Consider the following 1,679-nt stretch of genomic DNA (forward strand, 5'->3'; position numbering starts at 1 on the left):
GTTCTGGATCGGGATTACGTTGTCGGAACCTTGAATGTGCTGGGCAAAACCTATCAATACACCCAGGTCGAGAACAGCTTCACTCAACCCAATGCCGGCGTTAATGAACAGATGCTTGGCTGGGCCAGTGAGGTTTGCACTGGCCTGAAGGGTGACCTGCTTGAGCTTTATTGCGGAAACGGCAATTTCACGTGCGTCCTGGCCAACCACTTTTGCAAGGTTCTGGCTACGGAAATATCCAAAGCATCCGTTCACTCTGCCCATGACAACTTCGAGCTCAATGCCGTTGAGAATGTCCAGATAGCACGATTGTCCAGCGAAGAGTTCACTCAGGCCATGAATCGGGAGAGACTGTTCAGACGCTTGCAGGACATTGACCTGGATAGTTATGACGTATCCACAATACTGGTAGACCCTCCCAGGGCGGGCCTTGATGAAGCTACTGAGGCTCTGGTTCAGAAATTCGACAACATTGTTTATATTTCTTGTAACCCTGATACATTGAAGCAGAATCTACAAAAAATCACCCTGACTCATAAAGTGCAGCGAATAGCCCTTTTTGACCAGTTCCCCTACACCCATCATCGTGAAATGGGTGTATTCCTGACCCGAAAATAATTCCCTGAAAGGCTAAAAAGCGACCAGCCAACCACCTTTCCTTTATCGGAATTCTGTACCAGACTGTACGTTCCCCTGTTTCAAAAACTGATAGAACCCGGAAACAGGGGTTCTAACGGAGTCAGAATGAAAAACTATCCAGCCTCTGTCTTTGCGCTGTTTGTTTGTTTCTTTATTAACATTTTCAGCTCAAATGCACTGGCAACAAAAAACATTGATCTTCTCCTGGTCGCTTATGATCAGGGGGAAAGTGATGCTTTTAAACAGCTTGAAAAAGCTTTGAAAAAGCGGGGTATTAACTACCGTATTTTATCGCTTGGCAGGGCCGAAGAAATCTTCAGAAATCACCCGCTGAACCTCACTGTGCCTGTACCTGATCCAGACCAGCTCCGGAACAACCGGGAAACACTCTGGCCCCGAAGCGCTCTTATTGAGTTATCGCAACGTATTAAACCTAAGATCGTCTATTCCGGAATGGCCAGTGCTGCACAGGCCCAGATTCTCAATCATATGAAGCAACATGGCAGCTTCACTCTGGCTTTCTATGATAATTTTGATCCCATTACCAAAAAGGAATATGTACAGGCATTTCTGAAAACAATTCAAACCCTCGATGAATTCCATATTCCCAGTGCTGCAACCGCAGAAAGCTTCAACGATCTTGTATTTTGCCCCAATCCCCTCTACATGATATCCGGGCAACCGGCGCTTGAGGCCTGGGATGATATTTACCGACAAACAGATAACCAATCTCTCCGCCTTGAACTAAACCTTGGTCCCAATGAGTCTGTTGTGGTATTCGCCGGTGGCTATGACGACACGTATGAAGAGTATTTCAGAGTCTTTATTGAAGCCACCCGAAAGCTACCGTCCGTGACCTTTCTGGTCACCCATCACCCTAAGACCGATGGTGAGGTCGAGCGACGCTGGATTAAGGAAAGAGGTGCCGGGAATGTCCGGTTAATGGAAAAGAATCGCAATTCAACCGTTGTTCTCACAAAAATATCTGTTGCTGTTATGGTTCATAAATCCTCTATTGGAACAATGGCATACTATAAAAG

Annotated in this window: 2 protein-coding genes; both read left to right on the forward strand. The window is 46.3% G+C overall.

The window, feature by feature from the left end; genetic code table 11:
- Positions 1 to 618, forward strand: a 618-nt coding sequence (gene trmA / locus KDK18_RS08800; protein WP_257254529.1) for a tRNA (uridine(54)-C5)-methyltransferase TrmA, incomplete at its 5' end; no start/stop codon positions are given.
- A gap of 126 nt (positions 619 to 744) precedes the next feature.
- The coding region (locus KDK18_RS08805) for a glycosyltransferase family 4 protein (protein ID WP_257254530.1) at positions 745 to 1,679 on the forward strand (935 nt) is incomplete at its 3' end.

This window comes from Endozoicomonas sp. SESOKO3 (assembly GCF_024606255.1).